The organism is uncultured Algimonas sp., from assembly GCF_947498175.1.
Lineage (GTDB): Bacteria > Pseudomonadota > Alphaproteobacteria > Caulobacterales > Maricaulaceae > Litorimonas.
The window spans coordinates 147724-169311 of record NZ_CANMJB010000004.1 but is presented as its reverse complement, the minus strand read 5'-3'; the positions used below and the strand labels follow the sequence as shown (position 1 = coordinate 169311).

The 21588-nt window shown below is 62.2% G+C and carries 23 protein-coding genes and 1 riboswitch; of the genes, 19 read left to right on the top strand and 4 right to left on the bottom strand.

The genetic code is table 11. The features are described 5' to 3' along the window. Positions 1-11 precede the first annotated feature (11 nt). Complete coding sequence (locus tag Q0718_RS07835) at positions 12-1352, top strand: DUF2254 domain-containing protein (RefSeq protein WP_298915970.1); 1341 nt, start codon at positions 12-14, stop codon at positions 1350-1352. Between the two features lie 9 nt (positions 1353-1361). On the opposite strand, the gene Q0718_RS07830 is transcribed toward Q0718_RS07835, so the two are convergent. Beyond that, on the bottom strand, positions 1362-1736 hold the full coding sequence (locus Q0718_RS07830; RefSeq protein ID WP_298915967.1) for a response regulator: 375 nt from the start codon (positions 1734-1736) through the stop codon (positions 1362-1364). A gap of 151 nt (positions 1737-1887) precedes the next feature. Here Q0718_RS07830 and Q0718_RS07825 point away from each other — a divergent pair, with 151 nt between their 5' ends. Further along, positions 1888-2388, top strand: a complete 501-nt coding sequence (locus Q0718_RS07825) for a CreA family protein (RefSeq protein ID WP_298915964.1) — start codon at positions 1888-1890, stop codon at positions 2386-2388. A gap of 250 nt (positions 2389-2638) precedes the next feature. Here Q0718_RS07825 and Q0718_RS07820 read toward each other — a convergent pair whose 3' ends face one another. Next, positions 2639-3673, bottom strand: coding sequence for a hypothetical protein (locus Q0718_RS07820; RefSeq protein ID WP_298915961.1), 1035 nt, complete (start codon positions 3671-3673; stop codon positions 2639-2641). Between the two features lie 251 nt (positions 3674-3924). On the opposite strand from Q0718_RS07820, the gene Q0718_RS07815 reads away from it, so the two are divergent. Together Q0718_RS07815 and Q0718_RS07810 are read left to right on the top strand one after the other, a co-directional pair. Beyond that, positions 3925-4098, top strand: a complete 174-nt coding sequence (locus Q0718_RS07815) for a PLDc N-terminal domain-containing protein (protein WP_298915958.1) — start codon at positions 3925-3927, stop codon at positions 4096-4098. Between the two features lie 50 nt (positions 4099-4148). Beyond that, positions 4149-4526: a hypothetical protein gene (locus tag Q0718_RS07810; RefSeq protein ID WP_298915956.1), complete on the top strand. Its 378-nt coding sequence runs from the start codon at positions 4149-4151 to the stop codon at positions 4524-4526. 145 nt (positions 4527-4671) lie between these two features. On the opposite strand, the gene Q0718_RS07805 is transcribed toward Q0718_RS07810, so the two are convergent. Together Q0718_RS07805 and Q0718_RS07800 are read right to left on the bottom strand one after the other, a co-directional pair. After that, complete coding sequence (locus tag Q0718_RS07805) at positions 4672-5118, bottom strand: DUF4112 domain-containing protein (protein WP_298915953.1); 447 nt, start codon at positions 5116-5118, stop codon at positions 4672-4674. An 82-nt stretch (positions 5119-5200) separates the two neighbouring features. Next, positions 5201-5617 (bottom strand): hypothetical protein, encoded by a 417-nt coding sequence (locus tag Q0718_RS07800; RefSeq protein WP_298915950.1) that lies wholly within the window; start codon positions 5615-5617, stop codon positions 5201-5203. A gap of 151 nt (positions 5618-5768) precedes the next feature. Here Q0718_RS07800 and Q0718_RS07795 point away from each other — a divergent pair, with 151 nt between their 5' ends. The 15 genes from Q0718_RS07795 (at position 5769) to leuD (ending at position 21576) form a co-directional block, all read left to right on the top strand. Next, on the top strand, positions 5769-6083 hold the full coding sequence (locus Q0718_RS07795) for a PRC-barrel domain-containing protein (protein WP_298915947.1): 315 nt from the start codon (positions 5769-5771) through the stop codon (positions 6081-6083). A 97-nt stretch (positions 6084-6180) separates the two neighbouring features. Further along, the gene (locus Q0718_RS07790) at positions 6181-7443 is read left to right on the top strand and encodes a putative DNA modification/repair radical SAM protein (RefSeq protein ID WP_298915944.1); all 1263 of its coding nucleotides are present in this window, start codon (positions 6181-6183) and stop codon (positions 7441-7443) included. An 8-nt stretch (positions 7444-7451) separates the two neighbouring features. Then, on the top strand, positions 7452-8891 hold the full coding sequence (locus tag Q0718_RS07785; RefSeq protein ID WP_298915941.1) for a UdgX family uracil-DNA binding protein: 1440 nt from the start codon (positions 7452-7454) through the stop codon (positions 8889-8891). 23 nt (positions 8892-8914) lie between these two features. Next, entirely contained in the window at positions 8915-9289 is a 375-nt protein-coding gene (locus tag Q0718_RS07780) for a DUF983 domain-containing protein (protein ID WP_298915939.1), read from the top strand. Between the two features lie 113 nt (positions 9290-9402). Beyond that, positions 9403-9527, top strand: a riboswitch (SAM riboswitch). A 65-nt stretch (positions 9528-9592) separates the two neighbouring features. Beyond that, complete coding sequence (locus Q0718_RS07775; protein ID WP_298915937.1) at positions 9593-10552, top strand: homoserine O-succinyltransferase; 960 nt, start codon at positions 9593-9595, stop codon at positions 10550-10552. Further along, the gene (locus tag Q0718_RS07770) at positions 10549-11688 is read left to right on the top strand and encodes a PLP-dependent transferase (protein WP_298915934.1); all 1140 of its coding nucleotides are present in this window, start codon (positions 10549-10551) and stop codon (positions 11686-11688) included. Before Q0718_RS07775 ends, Q0718_RS07770 begins: the two co-directional genes overlap by 4 nt. A 305-nt stretch (positions 11689-11993) precedes the next feature. Continuing rightward, positions 11994-13673, top strand: coding sequence for a dihydroxy-acid dehydratase (locus tag Q0718_RS07765; protein WP_366523851.1), 1680 nt, complete (start codon positions 11994-11996; stop codon positions 13671-13673). Positions 13674-13845: 172 nt separating this feature from the next. Next, positions 13846-14865: a ketol-acid reductoisomerase gene (gene ilvC, locus Q0718_RS07760; RefSeq protein WP_298916555.1), complete on the top strand. Its 1020-nt coding sequence runs from the start codon at positions 13846-13848 to the stop codon at positions 14863-14865. 283 nt (positions 14866-15148) lie between these two features. Beyond that, positions 15149-16888, top strand: a complete 1740-nt coding sequence (gene ilvG / locus Q0718_RS07755) for an acetolactate synthase 2 catalytic subunit (protein ID WP_298915930.1) — start codon at positions 15149-15151, stop codon at positions 16886-16888. 2 nt (positions 16889-16890) lie between these two features. Beyond that, on the top strand, positions 16891-17196 hold the full coding sequence (locus Q0718_RS07750) for a hypothetical protein (protein WP_298915928.1): 306 nt from the start codon (positions 16891-16893) through the stop codon (positions 17194-17196). Next, a complete protein-coding gene (locus tag Q0718_RS07745) occupies positions 17189-17494 on the top strand; it encodes an ACT domain-containing protein (protein ID WP_298915925.1) in 306 nt (101 codons plus the stop codon). Before Q0718_RS07750 ends, Q0718_RS07745 begins: the two co-directional genes overlap by 8 nt. Next, a complete protein-coding gene (locus Q0718_RS07740; protein ID WP_298915922.1) occupies positions 17491-17709 on the top strand; it encodes a hypothetical protein in 219 nt (72 codons plus the stop codon). The genes Q0718_RS07745 and Q0718_RS07740 overlap by 4 nt, the downstream gene beginning before the upstream one ends. Beyond that, complete coding sequence (locus tag Q0718_RS07735) at positions 17706-19253, top strand: 2-isopropylmalate synthase (protein ID WP_298915919.1); 1548 nt, start codon at positions 17706-17708, stop codon at positions 19251-19253. The genes Q0718_RS07740 and Q0718_RS07735 overlap by 4 nt, the downstream gene beginning before the upstream one ends. A gap of 163 nt (positions 19254-19416) precedes the next feature. Next, on the top strand, positions 19417-20811 hold the full coding sequence (leuC, locus tag Q0718_RS07730; protein ID WP_366523850.1) for a 3-isopropylmalate dehydratase large subunit: 1395 nt from the start codon (positions 19417-19419) through the stop codon (positions 20809-20811). A 168-nt stretch (positions 20812-20979) separates the two neighbouring features. Beyond that, positions 20980-21576: a 3-isopropylmalate dehydratase small subunit gene (gene leuD, locus Q0718_RS07725; protein ID WP_366523849.1), complete on the top strand. Its 597-nt coding sequence runs from the start codon at positions 20980-20982 to the stop codon at positions 21574-21576. Positions 21577-21588 lie beyond the last annotated feature (12 nt).

The window sequence follows — 21588 nt, the reverse complement described above, 5'->3', positions numbered from 1 at the left end:
AAGGACCCTCTGTGAGCGCCTGGATCATTCAATCTTTGCTGCGCCTGCGGGCGAGCTATTATTTCATTCCCGCCTTGATGGGGATGGCCGCAGTCGGGCTGGGCGTTCTGACGACCCTGATCGACCTGCGTTACCAAGCCGAAATCCGCGACATATTGGGATGGTTCTTCGCCTCGACCGTGACCAGCGCACGGTCCGTCCTGACCACAATTGCGGGTTCGATGATCAGCGTCGCCGCCGTCACCTTTTCCTTGACGATGGTGGCCGTCACGACCGCATCCGGACAATATGGCCCGCGCCTGATCGGCAACTTCATGCGCGACCGGGCCAATCAGGTCACGCTTGGCATGTTCCTCGCGACGTTCCTTTATTGCATGGTCGTGTTGAAATCCGTTTCCGAAGAGATCGTGATCGACAGTCAGAGCACGGTCGGCCTCTCCCCCAGCCTGTCGGTGCTCGTCGCGCTCATCCTGACCGTGATCAGTGTCGCCGTGCTGATCTTCTTCGTCCACCACATTCCGGAAACTCTCAATGTCGGCACGATAACCGGCAAGGTTTCCAAGGGATTGATCGGCCAGATCGAACTCGGCCGTTTTCCTGGCGGCCAGGATCTGGAAACGACCAATTGCGAACCGCTGGGCAATCCGTTCGATCCCGATCTGACACAGACGGTCCGAAGTCCGGCATCGGGCTATATCCAGGCGATTTCCCTCAAGGGCATGATGGAATGGGCGGAAGAGGAAGGATACAGGCTCAGGCTTTTGAAAGTTCCCGGCGACTTCGTCATGGAAAGCGACGGTCTGGTCGAAGTGATGGCCGATGACAGCCAAGCAGCGTTCGACACCGAGGCGTTCCGCGACGAGATCTCGCCGGAGATCTGGTCGTTCATCGCCACCGGCCGGGAACGGACCGTGCACCAGAACCTTCTATTCCTGGCCGACGAATTGGTCGAGATCGCCAGTCGCGCCTTGTCGCCCGGCGTCAACGATCCGTTCACGGCCGTTAACTGCATACACTGGTTCGGCCATATCGGATTGGCCATGATCAACGCACCTGCAGCGCAGGATTGCGTTCTCGACAGCTCCGGAACGCCCCGTATCTGGGCGCGGTCGGTAGGCTTCGAAAGCCTATGCGCCACGCTGTTCGGACAATCGCGCCAGTACATTTGCCAGGACGAGAATGCCGCGCGCGAAACGCTTGAAGTCCTTTACCACATGAAGCGCCGGGCAACGGAGGCAACCGAACCGGTTCTGGACAAACACATCGAGCAGCTGAAAACCGCGATCCGGGAATCCGGCCTGGGCCAAGCCCAGAAAGCCCGCCTCAGGGGCGGACCGCCGTTCGGATATTAAGACCGCAGCCTAGTGTTGCGTGAGGCTTCTGACGTTGTTGACAAGGTGTTTCGGACGGAACGGCTTGGGGATCACTTTGTAGTCGTCTGCCATGTCGGCCAGAACGACCTCGCGGGTCTGGCCCGAGATGAACAGGAATGGGATCCCCGTCTTTTGCAACAGCTTGGCGATCGGGATTGAGGTCTCGTCGCGCAGATTGAAGTCGAGCAACACGATGTCCGGCGCGTGACGGTCGAGCAGGTCGAGCGCCTCGTCCACACGACCGGCACAGCCGATCACGTCGAAACCGGCCGCATCCATGACGCTTTCGATATCCAGCGCGATGAAAGCGTCGTCTTCGACGATGAGCACTTGCTGCTTTTTCGTGACCTCTAGGGTTGCCATGACCGTTCTAAAACCTTCCGCATATACAACGTCATCAAGCCGGAACATGTTCCTGAAGCTGACACATAATAGCGGAACGGGATTAACAGTTTGGGCGTAAACATCCCTTTGGGCGATTTTGGGCAGATGATCGCCTGCGCAGGAGACACGAATGTACAGACGGATCCATGGCACCCTCATATACGGCGCCGCAGCCGCGTTTCTGCTGTCCGCCTGCGGCGGTGGCGGCCAGCAGGTCGCGGAAATCAACAATGACTGGACCGGCAACGAGATCAAGATCGAGTCGCTCCAGGACGAAAAGGTCTCCGGCGTCACTTGCCACATGGCGCATTTCGACCGCGGCGTGATCGACAGGTTGCGAAAGGGCGATTGGTTCGAAAATCCGTCCAACGGCTCCATCGATTGCAGCGTGACGGGACCGATCGTGATCGGCGACATCGAAACCGGTCAAAAGGGCGAGGAAGTGTTCCGCCAGAGCCAGTCGATCATCTTCAAGAAGCTGACGGTGCGCCGGATCTACGACTCCGACAATGACAGCTTGGTCTATCTCGTCTATTCCAGACGCATCGTGGACGGCTCTGCCAAGATGAGTATCGCCGCCGTCCCCCTGCATGGTGAAGAAGTGAGCTGGACAGGCAGGCGACCGGGTTAAGCCGCAAGGCCAAGCGAGGTCGGTCTCAGATGAAATGAAAAGCCCGCCATGCAGGCGGGCTTTTTCGTTTTAGCGGAACGCGGAAGTTTCGACGCCTATCGTGTCACGCGTTTTTTGCCCGTTTTGCCGGATTCGCCTTCCAGATACTGTTTCACGGCGAAGGACAGCGCTGTGGCGACGACGGTGCGGAGAATGAAACGGAACATGAGGCAATAATCCTTTTGAGCGATCTGAGGAATCTTCGTCTATTCTACGGACGGGAGCGCTGTGTAGTTCCCGACCCCGCATCGGCATGTTCCCCGGCCAGCAAGGCGACCAGTCTTTTTTCCGGCCGGTCCAGCCCATTGGGCGCCAGACGCAGATCGATGTCGTCCAGCAATGACTTTCGCGCGGCCTCTCCGAGGTCTGCCAAGGCGATCACGGCCGGATGGATGTAGCTGTTGCGCGCGATGGTCGCGGAATTGTGCAGCTTCTCCGCCGCTGCCTCGCTCATCATCTTGATGGTCAGGCCGTTTTGCGCCGCGACGGCCGTGTCGAGGGCACAGAGCGTGCCGTGCCATGTGCGGAAGGTCTTGGCCGTGAAACCGGCATCGTCCGTGGCCTCCGCGATATAGCGGTTCACGTCTTCGGAATGGACGGGATAGGTTTCGTCGTCCTCACCCAGACAGGTGAACAGCACCTGGCCGGGTAGATCGCCGATCCGTTCCAGGACCCGGGCCAGAGTCCGGTCCTTGACTTGCTTCCGCACGCGCTTGCCCCCCTTCGCCCGGAAGGACAGGCGCAGGCGCGGCCCATCGAAGCGTACATGCCGCGAGCGCAAGGTCGCTGCACCGAAACTGCCGTTCTCGTCGGCATAGCGTTCGGTCCCGACACGCAAGGCGGCCATGTCGATCAAGCGGACCAGCGCGGCACTGACATGCGCCCGGTCCGGACGGTTGCGGCGCAGATCGGCCGCGACCTGCCGCCTGAGGCGCGGCAAGGCGCGCCCGAAACTCTCGAGCCTGTCGTATTTCTGGCGGTCCCGGAACGTCCGCCAGTCTGGATGATAGCGATATTGCCGCCGCCCGCGTTCATCCGTCCCGGCCGCTTGCAGATGCCCGTTCGCGTCGCGGCAGATCCATACATCCTCATAGGCAGGGGGAAGCCCGAGCGCCTGGATCCGGGCCAGCGTCTTTTCGCAGCGGATCGGCTTGCCGGCATCGTTCAGATAGGAGAAGCCGCGCCCGCGCCGACGGCGCGAAAAACCGGGTTCGTCCTGGCTGGAATGACGGAGCCTGCTGGGCATTGCGGACATTCTGGCGAGCCCCTCACGGCGAATTGCGCAATGGCGTCTGCTCGCCAGCGAATGCTCTATAATCGTATGGTTTGGAAACACGTTCCCGAACTGCGACAAGATTACCCGGTCAAGCACTCTTGCCAGGTCCGATCGTCCACAAAAGCGAAAATGTTTTTGGGAACGCGCCCCCAGCAAGTGAGTTGTGTAGAAGCAAGGCAATTCGGCCTCGCCGTCAATAGCGTGACGAAAGGAGCTACCTGATGTTAGAAGGCATTCTCGGCCTGATACACGTGATCGTGTGGATCTGGGCCGCCATTAATATCTGGCAGTCTGCAGCATCGACACTGGCGAAAGTCCTCTGGACTCTCTTCGTGCTGATCGCTCCACTCGTTGGCCTGATCGTCTGGTTCTTCATCGGACCCAAAGCCAATTAGGGCGTCGCCTAGAGCGAGCCTAACCTCCACTCCAAACAAGGAAACCCATTATGACTGATTTTGACAACAAGACCGACGACGATATCAAGGTCTATCACCGCGAAGACACCGAAAAGAAAAGCATTGCCGGTTGGGTCATCGGCGGCCTGGCGCTTCTCGCCATCGGTGCCGCACTCATCTACCTGACCGATATCGACCTGACACAGACGGCTGAACTGCCGGAAGTGAATGTCGAGGGCGGTCAGATGCCAGCTGTCGACCTTGATGTCGCCGATATCGATCTCGGTAGCGAAGAGGTGACTGTCGAGGTTCCGACTGTCGACATCGATCTTCCCGAAGAGGAAAACGAGACCGACGACCTGGCCGATGACATCGAAGTCGATGTCGATGCCGACGTTGACGTCGATGTCGAGAATGAGCCTCGCTAAGCTCAGCCTGAATGCGTCGCCACGCAACGACCAAGAACCCGCCATCTTCGGATGGCGGGTTTTTTCGTGGTTGCACATCATGAGTGAGCGGAGACGGGCGCCCCGCCGGTCCCGGCACGTGCATGCCAAGGGTTTCGGACGGCACTCAGTCGTGATCTATGATTCCGACAGCGACGCGTTCCTCGGCCCAACGCTGTTCCGTGACGCGCCGGAGCAAAGCTGCATTGCGTAGATTGCCGCGCCAGCCAATATCAAAGAGGTCCCCGATCACGGGGACCAATCCGATTAACCAATCGACGAAGATGTTGCCACCCATCGTGACCATGTGCCGTTTCCGGGCCTTCAATCCGATACCGTGGCTGGCAATGTAACCGGCGATGCCCAAGCTGACCGTATCGCCGATGCCCGGCACCAGCCCGACCAGCGTATCGACGCCCAACGGTATGTTCGTTCCGGGCACGTTGAAAGCCGCATCCATGGTCTTGGCCAGGGATTCGACGCGCTCCAGTTTGACGCGCTCGGCGGCATGACGTGCCAGGACGGCTTCCTGGTCTGCCAGGGTCGGAGGTCGGTTATCGGAATATGAGGTCATGACGTCTTCCATAGCTGGTTTCCGGCATAAAAAAACGGGCCCGTTCGCACGGGCCCGCGAAATCAAGTCATGTGTGCCGCTTCTAGCGAGGCTCGACGACCACCTTGTTGGTGAACGTCATGCCGCGATGTGTGATTTCGTAGGTCTCGACCGCATCGACCATGAGTGTGGGATCCGGCAACTCCTCGACCGGGACAAGGTGGTTGATGAACAGATCGCCGTCATTGTCCTTGACGATATAAGCATCGGTCGTCTGCATCGCGAGCGCGCCGAGAACCGCCGTGGTTTCGGCGTCGCGGTCGATTTCGACGAGCGTCAATTGTCCGACCTGGCCATCCGCGTCGAGCGTCTGGACGGTTCGGGTCGTGGTCGCCACAACCGTTTCCGGCTTGTTTTTGTCGACCTTCACCTTGTCCCCATCCATCGTTCCGGCGTTCGCTGCGCCGGCCAGAAGGGCGGCGGATGCGAAACCGAGTGTCGTGCGGGCCAGAAAGTTCATGTCGTCCTCATATGATTTTCGTAATCTACTGACAATCAAACGCCCGCACCCCCGACTCGTTCCGACCCGTACCCGAGCCGTTGGATCCGGATACAGGGATGATCCGTATCATGGTGTGGGAACCGCCCCGTCGGCGGGGAGTTGTTCGCTCGTGAAAGAGGGTTCCGACATACCGGCCAGACGCCTGACCTCCCTGCAGGAGACGGGCATGCGCATCGTTCCCAGTTCGGGCGCGTACGAACCCGTGTCGGACTATTTCCTCGTCGACGAAAGTCTGGATCTGCGCGGTCGCCAGATCCTCGCCGAGGACGGCAATACCGAAATTACCGTCAAGGACATGCTGGTCGACCCGGATACGGAACGGGTCGCCATGATCGAACTGTCGGATGGCCGCCGCCTTCCCATCGAACATGTCAGGCTCAAGGGCAGCTACGTTCAACTGACGGGCAATCACCTCGCCGAATAGTGTTCGGGCCGGTCTCGGCCGATCTTTGACCGGTTTAGGGCGCGACATATGTGCTTCGTCGTCTTGCGCCCGTTCCCGTTTTGTTTCATGAAAAACGGTGGCCCGTAAAACCCTCATCGACAAGCTTGCCATTCTCGCGGACGCGGCGAAATACGATGCATCCTGCGCCAGTTCGGGCACCGCGACACGCAGCTCGCTCGGCAAGAACGGAGCGAAGGAGGGTCTGGGATCGACCGAGGGCATGGGTATTTGCCATGCCTACGCGCCGGACGGCCGTTGCATCAGCCTGCTGAAGATCTTGCTGACGAATTTCTGCATTTTCGACTGCCGCTATTGCGTGAATCGCGTCAGCTCCAACGTCGAACGCGCCCGTTTCACGGTGGACGAAGTCGTCCGGCTCACGCTCGATTTCTACAAGCGCAATTATATCGAAGGGCTGTTTCTGAGCTCCGGCATCATCCAGTCCCCCGATTATACGATGGAACAAATCGTCGAGGTCGCACGCGTTTTGCGCGAGGATCACAATTTCCGCGGCTACATCCATCTGAAGACGATCCCCGAAGCCGATCCGCTCCTGATCCAGAAAGCCGGCGAGCTCGCCGACCGGGTTTCGATCAATGTCGAATTGCCCAAGGAAAGTTCGCTGGAGCATTTCGCGCCGGAAAAATCCCAACCGGTCATCCGCAAGGCCATGGCGGGTGTGAAGGTTCGTCTGGACGATGTGCAAGACGCGCGCGATAGCCGCATTCTGCGCAAGGCCAAGGCGCCCGTCTTCGCACCGGGCGGCCAATCCACGCAGATGATCATCGGCGCGGACAAGAGCACCGACAGCGACATTCTCAAGACATCGACCGATCTCTACTCGGGATATGGATTGCGGCGCGTCTATTACTCCGCCTTTTCGCCGATGCAGGATGCATCGCTCGACCTGCCGCCGGTCCGTCCGCCCCTGATGCGCGAACACCGGCTCTACCAAGCCGATTGGCTGCTGCGCTTCTATGATTTCGAACGATCGGAAATCGACGCGGCGACGACGGACGGCATGCTCGATCTCGACATCGATCCGAAATTGGCCTGGGCGCTGCGGCATCGTGAAACCTTCCCGATCGATGTGAACCGCGCGCCGCGTCACCTCATGCTGCGCATTCCGGGTCTGGGTGCCAAGACGGTGGACCGGTTGATCGAAGCGCGGCGGATGACGGCGGTCCGGCTCACCGACCTGACCAAGCTCACCAACACGGTGCGCAAGGCCATGCCATTCATCCAGACGGCGGATTACCATCCGGGCGGCCTACTCGACACGACGAATCTTCGCGCCCGCTTCGCGCCTGCGCCGGAGCAGCTGGCGCTCGCTCTCTAGCGCCTTTCATGGTTCATACGATCACACTCGACGCCCATGCCGATTTCGAGGCGTGGAAAGTGCAGGCGCGCGATCTCTGCGCCGCACGCATTCCTCCGGGCCAGGTCCGCTTCGCGCCGCCCGACCGAGACGACCCCATTCTGGATCTCGGCATGATGGCGCTGATGAACAATCGCCGTAACGTCGTGACTTCGCGCGATTTCATGGACCGGGCCGAACGGGTGGCCTGTCATAGCGACCCCGAACGCTATGACCGTCTTTATCATCTGCTCTGGCGTCTGCAGGCGCAGCCGAGCCTGATGCGCAACACGGTCGATGACGATGTGCGCTGGATGGTCGAGGCCGACAAGGCGATCCGCCGCGACCGCCACAAGATGCACGCCTTCGTGCGCTTTCGCAAAGTCGGTGACAGCGAGACGGGGCGCGAGCGTTTCATGGCCTGGTTCGAACCCAGCCACTACATTGTCGATCTGGCCACCCCTTTTTTCACGCGCCGGTTTCCCAACATGGATTGGGCGATCGTCACGCCCTTCCGGACCGCCGTCTGGGACGGCGAGGCGCTCCGCTTCGAGCCCGGCGGCACCCGGGACGACGTGCCCGACGAGGACGTCGTGGAGGAGCAATGGAAGACCTATTTTTCGTCCATCTTCAATCCGTCGCGTCTGAAAGTCGCAGCCATGACGGCCGAAATGCCGAAGAAGTACTGGAACAACCTGCCCGAGGCCGCCCTTATTCCCTCATTGATCCAGACCGCAAAGACCCGGGAGAGAATGATGATGGACAGCCTGAACCACGAGCCCAATCCCATCGCCGAGAAGGCGACCTACCAGCCCGACCAGACCGACGAAGACCTCAGCCCGCCGGACATCGCCGCCTTATGGGAGCAGGTCGAGGCCTGCCGCCGCTGCGATCTGTGGGAAGGCGCGACGCAGGGCGTGGCCGGGGTCGGCCCGGACAATGCCCGCCTGATGATCGTCGGCGAACAGCCCGGCGACAAGGAAGACCTAGCCGGCGAACCCTTTGTCGGCCCGGCCGGACAGATTCTGACCCAGGCGCTGGAGGAAGCCGGCCTGTCGCGCGAGACGTCCTACGTCACCAACGCCGTCAAACATTTCAAATACGAGGTGCGCGGCCAACGCCGCATCCACAAGAACCCTTCCGTTTCGGAGATCAAGGCCTGCAATGTCTGGCTGGAGCGCGAAATCGAACTGGTGAAGCCCGACATCGTTCTCTGTCTGGGCGGATCGGCCGCGCGTGCGATCAACGGACGCCCCGTCAAGGTCGGTGAAAATCGCGGCCGCGTGCTGGAGCGTCCCGACGGCCTGAAATTCTTCATCACCTCGCACCCGTCCTACATCCTGCGGGTCCAGCGCTACGAGGACGCGCCGACCGCCTACCCGCAAATGGTGGCGGATCTGCGCAAGGTCGCCGCGCTGTTGGCAGCCTAGGCCGAACCCCCTATGGCCCGCACATGATCGAAGGCCCCAAACCGACCGGCCCCTTGCGGCCCAAGCTCTGGCGCGGATTGAAGATGTCGTGCCCGAATTGCGGTGAGGCCAAGCTCTTCCGCGCCTTCCTCAAACCCGTCGAGCACTGTGCGTGTTGCGGCGTGAACTGGGGCGAGGTGCGCGCCGATGACGGCCCGGCCTGGGCCTCGATGCTCGTCGCCGGACATCTGACGGCACCGGTCTTCCACTGGATCGTATTCCGCGAAGACTGGCCGGTATGGGCGTCCATCACGGGTGTCAGCCTGTTTCTGGCCGCACTCTGCGTTCTCTTGCTGCAACCCATGAAGGGTCTGTTCATGGCCATCATCTGGGACAAGGGAGCGCCCACGTCAGGCTAGCCCATTGATTGGCGTTCTCGCGAGGAGGCCCGAAGACCGCAAAGCAGACCGTCGCCAACCAGCCTGTCCAAACGAAATCTTGACCCGTTCTTTCCCGCCCGCCATAGCCTTCCCACTCATCAAGACCGGAGCGAGGGACAAGGCCCGATCCTCTTCGCAGGGGGCGACCTCCGGGGCAACCGGCGATGGCGACATCGCAACAGGTGCCACGTCCTGCGGGTTTCCCGGAAGATGAGAGCGCGCCCAGCCCGGGCGGCCTCCCCTTCCTCTCGCATGGCCGCGCACCGCATCGGGAGGCGGTCCGTGCAGGCTCGCGACATCGAAACGACCCTCGGCGACTGGATGTTGTCGCGCGGCTGCGCGATGCGCGGCGATGTCGTGCGAGGTCGCCTCTATGGGCCCGATGGGTCTGCGCTCGTCATCGTGCTCGGCGGGATTTCGGCGACGCGGCACGTTGCGGACGGCCCGCCCAAGGATCGGGGTTGGTGGTCGCGACTGGTCCGGCGCGGCGGTGCGGTCGATCTGAACCGCGTGCAGGTCCTTGGCCTGGATTTCGCGCCGAACGATGGCGGGCTGGACTGTCCGGAAACCATCACGACAGCAGACCAGGCCACACGGCTCAAGGCTTTGCTGGACGCTCACGATCTGGGCCCGGCCCGCGCCGTCATCGGCAGTTCCTATGGCGGCATGTGTGCGCTGGCCTTCGCCCGCGACTATCCGGACGCCGTGGAACGTCTTTGCATCATCGGCGCGGCCCACAAACCCTATCCGATCGGCGTGGCCTGGCGCGGCATCCAACGGCGCGTGGTGCGATTGGCGCTCGACGCCGGACGCCCCGAAGCGGGCCTGAAACTGGCGCGCGAACTGGCCATGACCACCTACCGCACGCCCGAGGAATTCGCCGACCGGTTCGCCTTGGAAGAAACCGGCACGGCTCCCGTAAGTTTCGACATTTGCGACTATCTCGGCAGCCGCGGCGACGCATTGGCCGCGCATATGGACGCTGCGCGTTTCCTGGCCCTGTCCGAGTCCATCGACCTGCACCGCGTCGAACCGGAAACCATCGACACGCCGACCCTGCTGATGACCGCCATCTCGGACCAGCTCGCTCCCCTGCCCGACATGCGCGAACTGCGCGACCGCCTGGCAGGCGACAGCGAGCTGTTCACCTTCACCTCCCTCTACGGTCACGATGCGTTCCTCAAGGAATATGACGCGATGGAGCCGCGACTGGCGGCGTTCATGAAAGACATCTGGACATGACCTCCCCCACCACCAAACTCGTCCAGTCCGGCATCGCCTGGGATCCGGCTTACGGCGCGGTCGTGCCGCCGCTCTACCTGTCGTCCACCTATGTCTGGCCTGAAGCCGACGTGGCCTCCAAGGGGCCTTACGATTACGGGCGGACGAACAATCCGAACCGTGACCTGCTGGCCAATGCGCTGGCGGAACTGGACGGCGGGGCGGGCGCGGTCGTGACCAGTTCCGGCATGGCGGCGATCGATCTGGTGCTGAACCTGCTGCCGTCCGGCGCGCATGTCGTGGCGCCGCATGACTGCTACGGCGGCACGCACCGGCTGCTCGCCGCCCGGCACGATCAGGGAAAGATCCGCTGCGACTTCGTCGACCAAGGCGATCTGGACATCGTCCGCGCCATTGTGACTCCCGGCACGGATCTGGTGATGGTCGAAACGCCCAGCAATCCGCTGATGCGACTGACAGACGTGGCGGCCGTCTGCGACCTTGCGCGGGAAGCGGGCGCCCTGTCCGTCGTGGACAATACGTTCCTGACCCCCTTGCGCCAACGCCCTCTGGAGCTGGGCTCGGACATGGCCGTGCAATCGACGACCAAATATCTCAACGGCCATAGCGATGTAGTCGGCGGCGTGGTTGTGGCGAAGACGGACGCGCTGACCGAACGGCTGGCTTGGTGGGCCAACGCCGTCGGCCTGACCGGATCGCCCTTCGATGCCTATCAGACGCTGCGGGGCCTGCGCACGCTGGCGCTGCGCGTGAACGCGGCCGAGGACAACGCCAAGGCCATCGTCGCCTTCTTGCGGGCTCACGAGGCCGTCACGGATGTCTACTATCCGGATGCCGGACTGGCCACGCAGCAGCAATCCGGACCCGGTGCCATGCTGTCCTTCCGAGTGGATGGTGGGGCGGATGCGGCCGCATCCGTCATGAAGCGCATTGCGCTGTTCCGACTCGCTGCCTCCTTGGGCGGTGTCGAGAGCCTGATCTGCCAGCCCGCCACCATGACCCATCGGGGCATGGCGCCCGAAGCGCGCGCCGCCGCCGGATTGGATGAAAGCCTGATCCGGATCTCGACGGGCATCGAGGCAGAGGACGACCTGCTCGACGCGCTGGAGAAATCCCTTGCCTCCATACGACCCTGATCGAGGCATGAAATCATGATTGCTTGGGAAATTCCACAAATCCGTAGTAGATTTTTTCCTTGAGCCGATGCGCGGTTTAAGGTTTAAGGTTTAAGGCTCCCATGAACCCGTTTCGCGAAGACGAGCCCAGAGTGAAGGTCGAAGCCCGCATCCAAGGGATGGGCATCGAGCTTATTCTGATTGCTGGTCTAGTCGTACTCCTCATCGGGGTTGCGAACGGGTTGTAGGCAGTTTTCACAGGCCGACGAACAACCCGCCCATCCGAGGCGGGTTTTTTTATGCGTTCGTTGCGCCCCGATGCAGGAATGACCATGAACAAGCGATCTGATGCGATCGTCAAAGGCCGGGACCGCAGTGCGGCGCGCGCCATGCTGCGCGCATCCGGCATGACCGACGAAAGTTTCGAAGGTCCGATCGTCGCGGTCTTCAACACCTGGACCAATATGGGCCCGTGCAACATGCATCTCGACCAGCTGGCGGTTCCGGTCCGGGCGGGCATCCGCGCGGCGGGCGGGACGCCGGTCGACTTCAACTCCATCGCGGTCAGCGACGGCATCACCATGGGCAGCGACGGGATGCGCGCCAGCCTGATGTCTCGCGAAGTCATTTGCGATTCCATCGAGCTGGCCGTGCGCGGTCACTCGCTCGACGGCGTCATCATCCTGGTCGGCTGCGACAAGACCATACCGGCGGCGGGCATGGCGCTCGCCAGAATGAATGTGCCCGGTGTCGTGCTCTATGGAGGCTCGATCATGCCCGGTCATCATGACGGCAAGGATCTGTCCGTGCAGGACGTCTTCGAAGCTGTCGGCGCCTGTGCCGCCGGGATCATCGACGAGGACGAACTGAAAGACATCGAGAAAGCCGCCTGCCCCGGCGCGGGTGCGTGCGGCGGGCAGTTTACGGCTAATAGCATGGCGATGGCCATGACCTTTCTCGGCCTGTCGCCCATGGGCACGAACGACATTCCAGCCATCCACGAGGACAAGACCCGCGCCGCCTATGACGCCGGCATGTGCGTCGTGGACTGCGTGAACGAGAACCGCCAGCCGCGCGAGATGATCACCAAAGAGTCGCTGATGAACGCGGCGATCGCTCTGTCGGCCACGGCGGCCTCGACCAATGCCATCCTGCACCTGCTCGCCATCGCGACGGAAGCGGGCATCAATGATTTCGAGATCGACGCCTTCGATCATGTCAGCCGCACGACGCCCGTCATCGGTGATCTGAAACCCGGCGGGCGCTACATGGCCGCGGACCTCTACACCGCAGGCGGATCGGGCCTGATCGGCAAACGCCTGGTCGCGGATGGGCGGATCCAGGATCAGAAGACCGTCACGGGTCGCACTTTGTTCGAAGAGATTGAGGCGGCATCGGAAACCAACGGTCAGGACGTGGTTCGCAGCTTCGACGACCCCGTCAAATCTCGCGGCGGCTACGGTATTCTCTATGGCGATCTGGCACCCCAAGGCTGTGTCGTGAAACTGGCAGGCCACGGCGCACTGCATTTCGAAGGCCGCGCCCGCGTGTTCGAGTCCGAGGAAGCGTGCTTCGAAGTCGTCCAGAACAATGGCATTCACAAGGGCGACGTCGTCATTATCCGCAATGAAGGTCCGCGCGGCGGACCCGGCATGCGCGAAATGCTGGGCGTGACGGCCGCGCTGGTCGGGCAAGACCTGGCCGATCATGTCGCGCTCATCACGGATGGCCGCTTTTCCGGGGCGAGCTACGGCTTCGTCATCGGTCACGTCGCCCCCGAAGCCGCACATGGCGGCCCGATTGCCTTCGTCGAGGAGGGCGACCTCATCACTATCGATGTGGAAGCCCAGACCATCAATGTCGACGCCGATCTCGCCGCGCGCGCAGAAGGGTGGAAACCGTCTCCGCCGCGCGACACTTCCGGCGCCTACGCCAAATTCGCCGCTCTCGTCGGCTCTGCGTCCAAGGGCGCGGTGACGAGCTTTCCTTTCGGAGATGCATCGTGACCGCGTATTCGATCTTCCCTTCTCCCCGGCGGGGAGAAGGTGGCCGCAGGCCGGATGAGGGGGTTGCCACGTCTGGCGCCCTCCGATCGTCCAACACCCTCACCCGCCCTTCGGGCACCCTCTCCCTCCAGGGAGAGGGGTCAGCTTTCTTAAACAGGATCCACTCATGAGTATCGAAATTTTCTATGACGCGGATTGCGACGTCGACATCATCAAGGGCAAGCGCGTCGCCGTGCTGGGCTATGGATCGCAGGGCCGCGCCCATGCGCTGAACCTGAAGGATAGCGGCGTCGATGTCGTCGTTGGCCTGAAACCGACCTCGGCCACCAACAAGAAGGTCAAGGCCGACGGGCTGGAGTCCGTCGCCACGTCCGATGCCGTCAAGGGTGCCGATGTGGTCATGGTCCTGACACCGGATGAATGGCAGGCGCAGATCTATCGCGAGGACATCGAGCCCAACATCAAGGAGGGCGCGACGCTGGCCTTCGGTCACGGTTTCGCCATCCATTACGGCCAGATCGTCCCGCGCCGAGACCTCGACGTCATCATGGTCGCGCCCAAGGCGCCCGGCCATACGGTGCGCAATGAGTTCGAGCAGGGCCGCGGTATTCCCGACCTGATCGCGGTGGCCCAAGACGCCAATGGCGGCGCGGCGCTGGAAACGGCCAAGTCCTACGCGTCCGCCATTGGCGGTGGCCGGACAGCGATCATTTACACCACCTTCAAGGACGAGACCGAAACCGATCTGTTCGGCGAGCAGGCCGTGCTGTGTGGCGGCGTCGTCGAACTGATCAAGATGGGCTACGAGACCCTGGTCGAAGCGGGCTATCCGCCAGAGCTGGCCTATTTCGAGTGCCTGCACGAGACCAAGCTGATTGTGGACCTCATCTATGAAGGCGGCATCGCGAACATGAACTATTCCATCTCCAACAATGCGGAGTTCGGGGAATATGTGACCGGTGAAGCTGTCGTGAATGAAAGCTCTCGCAAAGCGATGCGTCAGGCCCTGAAAAACATTCAGGACGGCAGCTACGCTAAGGAGTTCATCATGGAAGGTGCGATGGGCTACCCGTCCATGACCGCTCGCCGCCGCAACATGGAAGCCCATTCCATCGAGCAGGTCGGCGGGAAGTTGCGCGAGATGATGCCGTGGATCGCGGCGAACAAGATCATCGATAAGGATGTGAATTAGCCCTCATGCCCAGCCGTATCACCCCCTCAGACCGCTTCGCGGCCAGCTCCCCCCTCAAGGGGGCATGGAGCGTTAAGCAGACATCCCTTTGGATGTCTGTAGCGGAGTTGCCGAAGCGCAATGCGCTTCGGACCGCACAGCGAGGCCGTGCGGCACTGCGCTATCGGCCGTCCACAGGACGACCGATCAAAGACGCTCCGTGCCCCTTAAGGGGGAAGGTGGCCGAACGCAGTGAGGTCGGAAGGGGTGACGAAACCTCAGCCTCGCAAAGCGAGACAATCTCATGACCACAGCCACGAAATTCGAGAAGCAGGCCACCGAGGTCTATTCCGACCGCGATCCGAAATCCGGCGCTCAGCTTCTGTTGGAAGCGATCGAGCGCGAAGGCGTGGACATCATTTTCGGCTATCCGGGCGGGGCGATCATGCCCGTCTATGACGTGCTTCCCAAGACGTCCCTGACCCATATCCTCTGCCGTCACGAACAGGGCTGCGGCATGGCGGCCATCGGCTATGCCCGCGCGACCGGAAAGACTGGAACGGCCTTGGCGACCTCCGGCCCGGGCGCGACGAACCTCGTCACCGCCATCGCCGACGCCTATCTGGACAGCGTTCCGGTCGTCTTCATCACCGGGCAAGTGCCGTCCGATCTGATGGGCACGGACGCCTTTCAGGAAGTCGACATTGTCGGCATCACCATGCCGATCGTGAAGCATAGCTACATCGTTCGCGATCCGGCCGACATTCCCGGCATGGTGCGCGAAGCCTATTTCATCGCCGCCGAAGGCCGCCCAGGCCCGGTTCTGATCGACCTGCCCAAGGATGTCGCCAACGCCGTCACGACGGAGCGTCACCGCTGGCGGCCCTATCCGAAACAGAAACCCGAAATGGGCACGTCGGACAATATCGCCAAGGCCGAAGCGCTGATCCGTCAGGCCGACAAGCCGCTCTTCTATATTGGCGGCGGTATCGCGCAGGGCGACGGTGTCGCGGAATTGCGAGAGCTGGTCGAACGCACGGAAATTCCAGTCGTCTCCACCCTAAAGGGCCTCGGCTCCCTGCCATCGGATCATCCGCATTATCTGGGAATGCTGGGCATGCACGGGCTGAAGGCGGCCAACTATGCCGTGCAGGAATGCGACCTGCTGATCGTGGCGGGCGCGCGGTTCGACGACCGGGCGACCGGCAAGCTCGACACGTTCGCTCCGCACGCCAAGGTCATCCACATGGATATCGACGTGGCGGAGAATTCCAAGCTGCGCGCGACGGATGTGTTTCTCGACGGGAGCCTGAAGAAGAATCTCGCCGCGCTCGACCCGTTCAGAAACGAGCCTTACGAGAAGGCGCAAGTGCAGCCATGGCGGGACCTGTGTTTTTCGCGCCGCACGCAACATGAATGGGATTATGACGGCGCGCAGGAAAACGCCGCACCGGGCGTTTATGCGCCAAAGCTCCTACACGATCTGTCACGCCGCGCGCCCGAGAGCGCCATCATCACCTGCGATGTCGGCCAGCACCAGATGTGGGTCGCGCAGCATTGCTATTTCGACGACCCCAAGGACCACATCACGTCGGGCGGCCTCGGCACGATGGGTTTCGGCCTTCCGGCTGGATTGGGAGCGAAGCTCGGCGCGCCGGACCGCACCGTCATCACGGTCTCCGGCGACGGCTCGATCATGATGAACATCCAGGAGCTGCAGACGCTGCACCGCTACGGCATCCCGCTCAAGATCGTGCTGCTCGACAATAGCGCGCTCGGCATGGTGCGGCAGTGGCAGGAAGTCTTCTTCGACCGCAACTTCTCCGAAGTGAATCTGGACGACAATCCGGAGTTCACGAAAGTCGGCGAGGCGTTCCGCATCGAGAGCTTCCTCGTGCGCACCGCCGACGAAGTCGATGCCGGCATCGACCGTTTGCTAGCGACGAAGGGCCCCGTCCTGATGCACGTCAAGATCGACCCGAACGAGAACGTCTGGCCCCTCGTCCCTCCGGGGCGGTCCAATGCGGATATGATGGAGCGGTAGAAATGAAAAAACTTAGCTACACACTCGAAATCTGCGGCTGGTTTCTGATCGCGTTCACGCTCATCTGGGCGTTCGGAAACATGATTACCACGATGAACATCTCGATGAGCACGACCGAACCCACTGTGTGGGACCGGCTAGTGCGTCTTGGAAGCTTGTTTGGATATGTTCTCGAAGGGCTGATTCTCGGCCTTGTCGCCATTATCATCGCCCGATTGGCCCGCCATCCAAACGCTTCATCCTTGAGCGCAATGGCAGTGCGCATGATCCGGTCGGCACGAGAGGTGACGGGAAAAGTCGATGACTGAACTCCAACGCGACAAGACCTTCGGACCCTCCGGCGTGTCCGGCACGCTCAAGGTCGTGCTGCACGACGTGTCCGGCACGCTGATCCGCGCGCTCGGGACGATCGAGCGGCGGGGCTACGACTATCGCGACGTGCATTGCACGCAGCGCGTGGACGGGGATTTCGACTTGCTGGTGCGGATCGAGGATATTGGCGGGCCGCGCAATCTGGATATTCTCTGCCGCCAGTTGGAGCGGCTCTACAATGTGGTGAGCGCAGAAAAGGTCGGGCGGCGCAAGCGGGCGGAGCGAGCTGGATGATTACGCGAGAATACATTCTCTACATCGTGATCGCCTTACAAACGGCAGGGCTCTTCGGGGCCGCGTCTTTTACTATTGCCTGGCTGACAGGCGGTGGCCGACCTTGGGGTCTGATGGCCGAGTTGGGCGGCATCGTTCTCGTCATATGGGTTTCGGTTTCCCACTTGATGCTACTGCGCCGCTACAAGATTTTGAGGGCGGAACGCATCTCATGACCCCCGCCGTCAAAATCTTCGACACCACTCTGCGCGACGGCGAACAGGCGCCCGGCTTTTCCATGTCGGCCGGGCAGAAGCTCGCCATGGCGGAGGCGCTGGAGGGGTTGCGCGTGGACGTGATCGAAGCGGGGTTCGCCGCCGCGTCGCCCGGCGATTTCGAGGGCATCAAGGCCATCGCGGAAGCCGTGCAGGACGTCACCGTCTGCTCGCTCGCCCGCTGCAACGACGGCGATATCCGAGCGTCGGGCGAGGCGATCCGGCCCGCCAAGTCCGGCCGCATCCACACCTTTATCGCCACATCCCCGCTGCACCGCGAATTCAAGCTGAAAATGGACAAGGACGAGATCGTGCGTCGCGCGACGCAAGGCGTCGAACTGGCCCGCCAATATACGGACGACGTCGAATTCTCCTGCGAAGACGCGATCCGGACCGAGCGCGACTACATGAAACGCGTCTGCGAGGCCGTGATCCGCGCCGGCGCGACCACGATCAACATGCCCGACACGGTCGGCTACACCACGCCCGAAGAGATCGGAGACCTGTTCCGTTTTCTGACGACCGAAGTCGAGGGCGCGGACACGGTGATCTGGTCGGCTCACTGCCATGACGATCTGGGCCTCGCCGTCGCCAATTCGCTCGCCGCCATTCGGGGTGGAGCGCGGCAGGTGGAATGCGCGCTGAACGGCATCGGCGAACGCGCGGGTAATTGCGCGATGGAGGAAGTCGTGATGGCGCTCCGGACCCGGAAGGATTTCTTCGGACTGGACACGAATGTCCGCACGGAAGGGCTCTATGGGGCATCGAAGCTGCTCTCCGCCATCACGGGCCAGATGGTGCCCCGTAACAAAGCCATCGTTGGCAAAAACGCCTTCGCGCACGAGTCCGGCATTCACCAGCACGGCGTGCTGGCGAACCGGGAAACCTACGAGATCATGAAGCCTGAACATGTGGGCGTCAGCACGGACAATCTGGTGCTGGGCAAACATTCGGGACGGGCGGCATTGAAAAACCGGGCGAGCAAACTCGGCTTCACCCTGTCGGACAACCAGCTCCAATCCGTCTTCGTCGCCTTCAAGGAACTGGCGGACGCCAAGAAGGAAGTGTTCGACAGCGACATCGAGGCGCTTATGCTGGGCGAAGCGGTCGGACAGAGCGGCCCGTGGGAGATCGAAAGCCTGTCCGTCTCCGCCGGATCGGACGCCGACCGCATGCCGGAGGCCCGCGTCATGCTATCCCACGCGGACGGCCGCCGCGAGGAACATGTCAGCCGCAGCAAAGGTCCGATGAACGCTGTCTTCGACGCGATCAGCCAGATCACCGACACGCCGATGCAGCTGGAGCATTACAGCGTGAATTCCGTTTCAGGCGGCGAAGACGCCATGGCCGAAGCGACCGTGCGCGTGGCGACCGAATATGAGAGCTATCAAGGTCGCGGTGCCAGCACGGACACGGTGCTGGCCAGCGCGCAGGCGTGGCTCGACGTCATCAACCGGATCGAGCGGCGCGCCGTTCGGCAAGGCAAACTGGCGGCGCAGCATTGATGAAACCTCTCAACGCACTTGACTATTTATGGTCGCTCTCGTCCGCAGCCGCATGTCTGCTTTATATATATACGGCATATTCCTATAGGGTCGTCCAAATTGCCTGCGTAGGTTTCTGTCTCGGAATCGGCTCCATTCCGTTTCTCAAAACGGCCCGGTGGAGTTGGCAAAAGTGAAGACCCTCTTCGACAAGATCTGGGACGCGCATGTCGTCACGCCCGAGAGCCGCGCCAATCCGGCGACGCTCTACATCGACCTGCACCTGATCCATGAGGTCACTTCGCCCCAGGCCTTCACCGTGCTGCGCGAGCGCGGTCTTCCGGTGCGCCGTCCGGACCGGACGCTGGCGACGATCGATCATTCCACGCCGACCCTGAAGGACGAGACTGGCGAGCCGCTCTATGTATCCGAGCAGTCCCGCACCCAGGTCGCGACCTTGCTCGCCAACACTGCCGCGCACGGCATCGAGACCCATGGCTGGGACAGTGACGCGCGCGGTGTCGTCCATGTGATGGGACCGGAGCTGGGCGCGGTTCAACCAGGCATGACCATCGTCTGCGGCGACAGCCACACCAGCACTCACGGCGCGTTCGGCTCTATCGCGTTCGGCATCGGCACCACGCAGGTCGGCCACGTGCTCGCGACGCAGTGCCTTCTGATGCGCAAGCCCAAGACCATGGCCATCGAGCTGGAGGGCGAGCTGTCCCAGGGCGTGACGCCCAAGGACGTGATCCTGGCCATCATCGCCGAAATCGGCGTCGGCGGGGGTACGGGCTACGCGCTGGAATATCGCGGACGCGTGTTCGAACAGATGAGCATGGAAGGCCGGATGACGGTCTGCAACATGTCCATCGAGGCGGGCGCGCGCTGCGGTCTGATCGCGCCGGACGAGACGACCTATCGATATTTGCGCGGACGGCCGCATGCGCCTGAAGACTACGACGCCGCCGTCGAACGCTGGCGCGCACTGAGGACCGACGACGGCGCGACCTTCGACAAGACCGTCCGCATGGACGCGTCCGCCATTCGTCCCATGGCGACCTACGGCACCCATCCGGGCCATGCCGCCCCTGTCGACGACCTCATCCCAGACGTTTTCGGCGAGGCGGACGAAAGGGCCCTCACCTACATGAAGGTCCGCTCCGGCGAGCGCCTGTCCGCGCAGAACGTGGACCGTGTCTTCGTCGGGTCCTGCACCAATGGGCGGCTGGAAGACATGCGTGCGACGGCCGATGTGCTGCGCGGCCGGGTCGTCGCCCCCCATGTGCGGATGATCGTCGTGCCGGGGTCCGAAAGTGTGAAAGCCTCTGCCGAAGCCGAAGGGCTGGACCGGATCGTCCGGCTAGCGGGCGCGGAATGGCGAGAGCCGGGATGCTCCATGTGCATCGCCATGAATGGCGACAAGGCGGAACCCGGCGAGCTGGTCGTGAGCACGAGCAACCGCAACTTCGCCGGACGGCAGGGACCGGGCGCGCGGACCGTGCTGGCCAGCCCGGAAACGGCGGCGGCGAGTGCGGTGGCGGGATATGTGACGAGCGTGGCGGGGTTGGAAGAATGAGCGCCCTCGTCCTCGCGATGTTGATCATGGCCCCCAGCCTTGCAATCTTTGCTTTCCTTCATTTCATGATCCGGGTGGAGGAAGACAGTGCGAGGGACGAGCGGCGCACACGGATGCACCGCGCTCGAACCGCGCGCACTCTCGCCCGGCGGCAGGAGACATCGCGTGATTGAACCCCTCACCACACTCACCTCCCGCACCGTCGTCCTGCCGACCGAGAACATCGACACGGACCAGATCATTCCGGCGCGTTTCCTGTCCGTCACCACGCGCGACGGACTCGGCGTGCATGCCTTCAACGACTGGCGCTGGGCCGCCGACGGCAGCCCGACGGACCACCTGCTGAACACGCCGGACGCACAGGCCAGCCGGATCCTCGTCGGCGGGCACAATTTCGGCTGCGGGAGTTCGCGCGAACATGCGCCCTGGGCGCTGAGCGATTACGGCTTCCGCGTCGTCATCAGCTCCGAAATCGCGGACATCTTCCGCAGCAATGCGGTCAAGAACGGCCTGCTGCCCATCGTGATCGATCCCCGCGCCCATCGCTGGCTGCTCGACCATCCGGGCGCCGAAGTGACGGTCGATCTGGGCGCCCGGCAGATCCGCCTGCCCGGCAATGGCGGCACCTACGATTTCGAGGTGGACGACTTCTCGCGTCACTGCCTGATGCAAGGCGTGGACGAGCTCGGATATCTGGAACAGCAAAGCGACGCGATCGCCGCGTTCGAAACCAGAAAAGAGGATTCCTCATCCCGGATCCGATGACCCTTGCGGATC

Excerpts from the sequence above, each read along its gene's own strand:
- Q0718_RS07830 (WP_298915967.1), bottom strand. The coding sequence starts at position 1,736 with ATGGCAACCCTAGAGGTCACGAAAAAGCAGCAAGTGCTCATCGTCGAA.
- Q0718_RS07825 (WP_298915964.1), top strand. The coding sequence starts at position 1,888 with ATGTACAGACGGATCCATGGCACCCTCATATACGGCGCCGCAGCCGCG.
- Q0718_RS07820 (WP_298915961.1), bottom strand. The coding sequence starts at position 3,673 with ATGCCCAGCAGGCTCCGTCATTCCAGCCAGGACGAACCCGGTTTTTCG.
- Q0718_RS07815 (WP_298915958.1), top strand. The coding sequence starts at position 3,925 with ATGTTAGAAGGCATTCTCGGCCTGATACACGTGATCGTGTGGATCTGG.
- Q0718_RS07810 (WP_298915956.1), top strand. The coding sequence starts at position 4,149 with ATGACTGATTTTGACAACAAGACCGACGACGATATCAAGGTCTATCAC.
- Q0718_RS07805 (WP_298915953.1), bottom strand. The coding sequence starts at position 5,118 with ATGACCTCATATTCCGATAACCGACCTCCGACCCTGGCAGACCAGGAA.
- Q0718_RS07800 (WP_298915950.1), bottom strand. The coding sequence starts at position 5,617 with ATGAACTTTCTGGCCCGCACGACACTCGGTTTCGCATCCGCCGCCCTT.
- Q0718_RS07785 (WP_298915941.1), top strand. The coding sequence starts at position 7,452 with ATGGTTCATACGATCACACTCGACGCCCATGCCGATTTCGAGGCGTGG.
- Q0718_RS07780 (WP_298915939.1), top strand. The coding sequence starts at position 8,915 with ATGATCGAAGGCCCCAAACCGACCGGCCCCTTGCGGCCCAAGCTCTGG.
- Q0718_RS07770 (WP_298915934.1), top strand. The coding sequence starts at position 10,549 with ATGACCTCCCCCACCACCAAACTCGTCCAGTCCGGCATCGCCTGGGAT.
- Q0718_RS07765 (WP_366523851.1), top strand. The coding sequence starts at position 11,994 with ATGACCATGAACAAGCGATCTGATGCGATCGTCAAAGGCCGGGACCGC.
- ilvG (WP_298915930.1), top strand. The coding sequence starts at position 15,149 with ATGACCACAGCCACGAAATTCGAGAAGCAGGCCACCGAGGTCTATTCC.
- Q0718_RS07750 (WP_298915928.1), top strand. The coding sequence starts at position 16,891 with ATGAAAAAACTTAGCTACACACTCGAAATCTGCGGCTGGTTTCTGATC.
- Q0718_RS07745 (WP_298915925.1), top strand. The coding sequence starts at position 17,189 with ATGACTGAACTCCAACGCGACAAGACCTTCGGACCCTCCGGCGTGTCC.
- Q0718_RS07740 (WP_298915922.1), top strand. The coding sequence starts at position 17,491 with ATGATTACGCGAGAATACATTCTCTACATCGTGATCGCCTTACAAACG.
- Q0718_RS07735 (WP_298915919.1), top strand. The coding sequence starts at position 17,706 with ATGACCCCCGCCGTCAAAATCTTCGACACCACTCTGCGCGACGGCGAA.